This window comes from Pseudomonas sp. GM84, from assembly GCF_000282535.1.
Taxonomy (GTDB): Bacteria; Pseudomonadota; Gammaproteobacteria; order Pseudomonadales; family Pseudomonadaceae; genus Aquipseudomonas.
Map to the genome: position 1 here is coordinate 33421 of NZ_AKJC01000322.1, position 6134 is coordinate 39554.

The 6134-nt window shown below is 60.7% G+C and carries 6 protein-coding genes; 2 read left to right on the forward strand and 4 right to left on the reverse strand.

The features are described 5' to 3' along the window. Positions 1-3: 3 nt before the first annotated feature. Complete coding sequence (locus tag PMI38_RS23145; protein ID WP_008099542.1) at positions 4-384, forward strand: antibiotic biosynthesis monooxygenase; 381 nt, start codon at positions 4-6, stop codon at positions 382-384. Here the strand turns inward: PMI38_RS23145 and PMI38_RS23150 are convergent. Both PMI38_RS23150 and PMI38_RS23155 read right to left on the reverse strand, forming a co-directional pair. Then, a complete protein-coding gene (locus tag PMI38_RS23150) occupies positions 363-1133 on the reverse strand; it encodes an alpha/beta hydrolase family protein (protein WP_008099543.1) in 771 nt (256 codons plus the stop codon). The two genes, PMI38_RS23145 and PMI38_RS23150, sit on opposite strands and share 22 nt — an antisense overlap. Continuing rightward, positions 1117-2229 carry a DUF3182 family protein gene (locus PMI38_RS23155; protein ID WP_008099545.1) on the reverse strand — a complete coding sequence of 371 codons (1113 nt, stop codon included), beginning with the start codon at positions 2227-2229 and terminating at the stop codon, positions 1117-1119. The genes PMI38_RS23150 and PMI38_RS23155 overlap by 17 nt, the downstream gene beginning before the upstream one ends. Before the next feature lie 225 nt (positions 2230-2454). Here PMI38_RS23155 and PMI38_RS23160 point away from each other — a divergent pair, with 225 nt between their 5' ends. Then, on the forward strand, positions 2455-4263 hold the full coding sequence (locus tag PMI38_RS23160; protein ID WP_008099547.1) for an aminopeptidase P family protein: 1809 nt from the start codon (positions 2455-2457) through the stop codon (positions 4261-4263). A 53-nt stretch (positions 4264-4316) separates the two neighbouring features. Here PMI38_RS23160 and PMI38_RS23165 read toward each other — a convergent pair whose 3' ends face one another. Next, on the reverse strand, positions 4317-4598 hold the full coding sequence (locus PMI38_RS23165) for a hypothetical protein (RefSeq protein ID WP_008099549.1): 282 nt from the start codon (positions 4596-4598) through the stop codon (positions 4317-4319). 189 nt (positions 4599-4787) lie between these two features. Continuing rightward, positions 4788-5675, reverse strand: a complete 888-nt coding sequence (rhtA, locus tag PMI38_RS23170) for a threonine/homoserine exporter RhtA (RefSeq protein ID WP_008099551.1) — start codon at positions 5673-5675, stop codon at positions 4788-4790. Positions 5676-6134: the final 459 nt, after the last annotated feature.

A 6134-nucleotide genomic window follows, 5' to 3' on the forward strand; every position in this document is an offset into this window, starting at 1 on the left:
ACCATGACGGCCACGCCGCATTCCCTGTGGTTTACCCAGATGATCGAATACGAGGTACCGGTTTCGCGCCAGGCGGCGTTGGCCGAGGCTCTGGTCACGCGCAGCGAAGAACTGGCCTTGCGTTGCGAAGGGCTGCAAGGTGTCAGTGTCCAGGCCAGTGATGACGGCAGTCGGGTGCTGCAGTACTTGCAGTGGCAGTCGCGCCAGGCGTGGGCGACGGCGGCGCAAAGTTTTGCCGATGAGCCTTTTCTCGACTTGCTCAGCCGGCATCAGGCGCGCGGCGTGAACTTTACCGCCTATCAGGCACTACGCAGCCTGGTGCGCGGCGTCGATGGCGGCTTGCATTGCCAGGTGGGCGAGCTTCAGGCGTACCACGGTGCGTAGTGCGGGTAGCGGTCCAGGCGTGCACCAATCACCATCTCGCTGATCCACGCAGCCAGAATTGAGCTGTAGGATTTCTGGCTTTCTTCGCTGGAGAGCGCGTGGTCTGCACCATCGACGATACGGTGGGTGAGCGAGTGGGCACTGACGAATGCCGAGCGATAGCTCATCAGCGTGGTGTGCGGCACATAATCGTCCTGCTCGGACTCTACCAGCAGCACATCGCCAGTGAATTCCGCGCAGGCCGCAAGCGCTCGGTTATCGGCCGGGCCGAGCTGGCGCTGGCGGTAGGCATTGAGGCGCTGGCGGTCGAGGGTCTGCTTGGGGGTGTTCCATTCCTCATCCCAATACATCGCCGGTACCCGCAATGCCAGCCATTTCACCGGTCGGTGGAGGGTCAGCAGGGTGGCCAGGTAACCGCCATAGCTGCTGCCGATGATCGCGATGGCGGTGCTGTCCACCGACGGGTGATTGGCCAGGCAGTCGTAGGCGGCAAGCAGGTCATTGAGGTTCTGCTCGCGGGTGACGGTAAGCCGTTGGCTTTCTGTCTTCTCATGGCCGCGCAGGTCGAACGTCATGCATACGCATCCCAGCCCGGTAATATGCCGGGCACGGGCCAGGTCTCGCTGCTGGCTGCCGCCCCAGCCGTGGACGAACAGAATGCCCGGCATCTTGCTGCCGGGGCTGACCAGCGTGCCGACGATGCTGTCGTTTTCCACTTGCAATTCTACGGTTTCACTCTGAATGGTCATGCTCGCGAATCCGCGCGAATTTGCTGAGTTGTCCGAGTTCACTGTCGTTTCCTTGGTAGAAGAGGGTGGCGTCAGCAGGTAGATCGGGCGTCCCGAACACCTCGTGGGTGGACGCACGTACCCGCTGCAATGCGGGGTCGGCGGCAAATGCCTGCAGGGCCAGCAGTTCTGCACTGCTCGCCCCGCCCAGGCGCCATGACTGTTCGAGCACGCCGCTGCGCAGATGGCCCTGCGGGTTGTTGCCACGGGCGATGTCATAGTTGCGCCGGGATGCGATGAACCCAGGGAAGTGCTGCTCTGCTGCCTGCTCGTAGGTGATGGCCTGGTTGATTGCCAGGCGCAGGTGGTCCTCCAGCGCAAGCTGCAGCAAGTCCTGGTAACCGCCGCGTACCACCACCAGCTCGGAGCCGCCGTAGACTTCGATACCTTGGTGGTCATGGGTCAATTGCTGGGTGCCGTGGTAGCTGCACGTCAGCCCCGCGACACTGACCTGGCCGACACTGAACGTCTGCACATCGCTCAGGTCCTCCTCCAGCACCAGGCCCCAGAGCGCCAGTTCGTGGTCGTCGATGTTGGCCAACAGGGGATCCAGCTCATCGAGTTGGGTGATCACCTGCTGCCCGCGCCCGGCACAGGCCAGCACGGGTTTGAGCCGCAATGGCCCTTCGAGCAGCAGTAGCTGCGCGGCGCGGCGGGCATCGGCTTTACTGAACACGGTGTAGCCACGCAGCAGGGCATCACTGGCCTGCTGCGCGAAGGCGTCGGTCCAGCCAGGCGGGAAGCTGGCATTAGCCGGCAAGGGGTGGGAGATCGCTTTGGTGGCCATGTACGGATGACTGACCAGGCCACCGAACATGTCCTGTTCGGTGCGGATCCCCATCGCGGCATGGCGGTCCGGGCCGATCAAGGTTTCGGTAGGCAGGTAATAGTAGTTGTCCGCACTGCTGGGTGGTTGCGCGGGTTGCACGACTGCGCAACCCAGCAATTGCGCCAGGCCGGCAGCGAGCTTGAGATGAACCGCGTGTTCGTGCTCCGGGGTGTGCTCGCGGGTATCGAGGAGAACGACAGCATTCTTCGGGTCGCAGGCGCTGGGCATGGGCGTCGACCTGTCTGCAAGGAATGTACTGGTTGTGAAGCTTGGGTTGGCGGGAAGTTCAACTGAAGTCGATCGAAGGTATCGGTGTACTTGTAGGAATGATCCTATTTGCAGGTGGTGCCCTGGCTTCGCGGGCCGTGCCCAGGTCGCCACGATTGCAGCGCTGGGGTGGCTGTTCCATTATCGTCATTCTGGATTAACCACGATGTATCCGCAGGAGTGCGCATGAACGTTCAGACCACGATTCAGCAGAGTGTGCCGGAGCGCCTGGCGCGTGTGCGCCAAGTGATGGCCGAGGAGGGCATCGATGCCCTGCTGGTGCCCTCGGCCGACCCCCATCTGTCCGAGTACCTGCCGGGCTATTGGCAGGGGCGCCGCTGGTTGTCCGGGTTCGATGGCTCGGTGGGGACCCTGGTGGTCACTGCTGATTTTGCCGGTCTGTGGGCCGACAGCCGTTACTGGGAACAAGCCGAGAAAGAGCTGGCTGGCAGTGGTATCGAACTCATGAAGCTGCAGCCAGGCAAGCCGGGTGCACTGGAATGGTTGGGCGACAATGTCGTCACCCAGGGCACCGTGGCCGTGGATGGCGCGGTCATGGCCCTGGCCTCGGCGCGTCAGCTCGAAGAGCGCTTGGCCGTTCGTGGCATCCGTCTGGTGACTGACAACGACGTGTTGGCCAAGGTCTGGGAGGGGCGTCCGGCACTGCCAGGTAACCCGGTCTACCAGCACCTTGCGCCCCACGCCACGGTCAGTCGGGCAGAAAAGCTCGCCCAGTTGCGCCGCACCTTGAAGGAGAAGGGGGCCGATTGGCACTTCCTCGCGACCCTTGATGACATCGCGTGGCTGTTCAACTTGCGCGGCAGTGACGTTTCCTACAATCCGGTGTTCATTTCCTTCGCGCTGATCGGGCAGGCGCAGGCCGTTTTGTTCGTCGGGGCGGATAAGCTCGATGAGCACTTGCGTCATGTGCTTCAGGCCGATGGTATTGAAGTGCGTGATTACTCACAGGTTGACCAGGCACTCGCAGCCTTGGCACCGCCCAGCCGTTTGCTGGTCGACCCCGCGCGGGTGACCTGCGGGTTGCTGAAAAACCTGGATGCCCAGGTGCACCTGGTAGAGGGGCTGAACCCGACCACGCTGAGTAAATCACGTAAAACCGAAGAGGAGCTGGTGCATATCCGCCGGGTCATGGAGCAGGATGGCGCGGCGCTGTGCGAGTTCTTCGCCTGGTTCGAAGCGCATCAGGGCGAGCAGGTCATCACCGAGCTGACCGTCGACGAGCAATTGAGTGCTGCGCGGGCCCGTCGACCTGATTTCGTTTCGTTGAGTTTCTCCACCATTGCCGCCTTCAATGGAAACGGCGCGATGCCGCATTACCGAGCAACCGAGCAGTCCCATGCGGTGATCGAAGGTAACGGCCTGCTGTTGATCGATTCGGGAGGGCAGTACCTGGGCGGAACCACCGATATCACCCGGATGATCCCGGTGGGTGCGCCGACCCTTGAGCAGAAGCAGGATTGCACGCGGGTGTTGAAAGGGATGATCGCACTGTCGCGTGCCACGTTTCCTCGCGGCATCCTCTCTCCGCTGCTCGATGCCATTGCGCGTGCACCGATTTGGGCGGATCAGGTCGACTATGGTCATGGCACCGGGCATGGCGTGGGCTACTTCATGAACGTGCATGAAGGACCGCAGGTGATCGCCTACCAGGCAGCAGCCACTCCCCAGACAGCCATGCAGGCCGGGATGATCAGCTCGATCGAGCCAGGCACTTACCGCCCAGGCGCCTGGGGTGTGCGTATCGAGAACCTGGTAGTGAACCGTGAGGCCGGTACAACGGCGTTCGGCGACTTCCTGAGTTTCGAGACCTTGACGTTGTGCCCTATCGATACTCGCTGTCTGGTGCCGGAGCTACTGGCACAAGAAGAGCTCGACTGGCTCAATCGTTATCACGCGACCGTGCGCGAGCGCCTCGCGCCATTACTTGAAGGTGCGCCACTGGAATGGCTGCAAGTTCGCACAGCACCGTTGTGAAGGGCGTGGCGGGAATCGAATGAAAGAAGGGCAGCTCACAGGCTGCCCTTTTGTTACTTGCAGATGATGATCATGCTACGGCTGGTATAACCGGCCGGGTTGATGCCGAACAGGTAATCGCCCGGCTCTTCGTCGGTATCCCCAGAACGCGCGATGACCTTGTAGCCTCGTGTGCTGCAGGCCGCGGTAGCCTTGCTGTAGCACTTGTCCCACGACGAGGACAGGCCCGAGCAGTTGATATGCAGGCCCTTTTTCCCTTTTTTGACCTCGGTCTTGGCCGTTGCGGCACATCCAGCAATGACCAGGACCGCCAGGATGAGCAAAATACGTTTCATTCCTGTCCTTAATTGCAGGGCAGAGCATACGCCTTACCCTGTCGTTATCGCTTCGGTGCTTCCTGAATATTCCCCGGCATCCATGTGCATCAAGTAGATAGCGTGAGGATGATGCTTGTGTGACAGCTTAATCAGCGGGGCGAGTCGCCACAATGGTTAATCCTGCGGCAAATGGAAATATTTCTCAATTCAGTCGGCAGCTACGGCTGGGTGGGTGTCGCGACGCATTGAAAGCGTGGCGCCTGCCGAAGCCGCAATGATGGCAAGAATCGCCAGCCATTGGGTCGTAGTCAGTACTTCGCCGAGGAACAGCAACCCTGAAAGTGCGCCAATTGCAGGTTCAATGCTCATCAATGTGCCGAAGGTGCGTGCCGGCATGCGGGTCAGGGCAACCATTTCCAGGCTATAGGGTAATGCCGTCGAGAGAATGGCAACACCGAGCGCCATCGGGATGAGCGCAGGTGTGAGCAATGCGCTGCCGGCATGGACGATACCAATGGGCGCTACGAACAGAGCGGCGACCACGACCCCCAGTGCAGCGCTTTGAATACCGTGCTCTGCGCCGGCGCGCTGACCGAATAGAATGTACAGTGCCCAGCAGACACCGGCCCCCAGCGCATAACCCACGCCAACCGGGTCGAGGGATTGGCCGGTTTGACCGACCGGAATGAGCAGCAGCAGGCCGGCAACTGCGAGGGCAATCCACAGGAAGTCGATGGCGCGGCGCGAGGCGAAAAGCGCCACGGCCAATGGTCCGGTGAACTCCAGGGCAACGGCGATACCCAGTGGCGTGGTCTGCAGGGCCATATAGAAGAGGAAGTTCATCCCCCCCAGGGCCATGCCGTAGATGACCACATTGCGCAGTGTGTTTGCCGTCATGCGTACACGCCACGGGCGCAGGATCACCAGCATGATAATGCTGGCGAAAACCAGGCGCAGGGTCGTGGTGCCTTGTGCGCCAACGATCGGGAACATGCTTTTGGCCAATGAGGCGCCAGACTGTATGGATGCCATGGCGATGAGCAGCAGGCCGATGGGGAAAAGCGTTGTGGCCAGGCTGCGAGGCTGGGTGTTCATTTGCGGGTGGCAATCCTTGAGGAGGGTGGGGCGGTTGTGCACTATAGTGCGCAATTGCTGGGGTAGGGGCAAGGGTGTGCACCGGTTCTCTAGCACCTTTGAGATCGAGCACCGCCCGCGCGGCGCTCGATCTCAGTGGCGCAGAAGATGTTGTGGCAAGCACCTGGCGGCCTTGATGCGGTCTTGACTGGGGATATTTCAAATAAATGAAATTAACCCTTGACCAAGTTTCAGATCCCCTTATAATGCGCCCCACTTCCAGCGTAGTCGGAACGAAAAACTCCTTGAAATTCAGAGAGTTAATCGAGCCAGGCAGTACTGGAAGTTGCTTCGATCGAACGATCGATAGCGGTTGAAAAGGTGGTTGACAGCGCTTCTAAATGCTGTATGATTCGCCTCCCGCTACGAGAGATCGAAGCGAGCCAAGTGTTTGAAGCTAAACGAGTTTCTCGCAAAAAA

Bases quoted from the DNA above. Each gene is read 5' to 3' on its own strand.
- PMI38_RS23165 (WP_008099549.1), bottom strand. From the start codon at position 4,598: ATGAAACGTATTTTGCTCATCCTGGCGGTCCTGGTCATTGCTGGATGT.
- PMI38_RS23145 (WP_008099542.1), top strand. From the start codon at position 4: ATGACGGCCACGCCGCATTCCCTGTGGTTTACCCAGATGATCGAATAC.
- PMI38_RS23150 (WP_008099543.1), bottom strand. From the start codon at position 1,133: ATGACCATTCAGAGTGAAACCGTAGAATTGCAAGTGGAAAACGACAGC.
- PMI38_RS23160 (WP_008099547.1), top strand. From the start codon at position 2,455: ATGAACGTTCAGACCACGATTCAGCAGAGTGTGCCGGAGCGCCTGGCG.
- PMI38_RS23155 (WP_008099545.1), bottom strand. From the start codon at position 2,229: ATGCCCAGCGCCTGCGACCCGAAGAATGCTGTCGTTCTCCTCGATACC.
- rhtA (WP_008099551.1), bottom strand. From the start codon at position 5,675: ATGAACACCCAGCCTCGCAGCCTGGCCACAACGCTTTTCCCCATCGGC.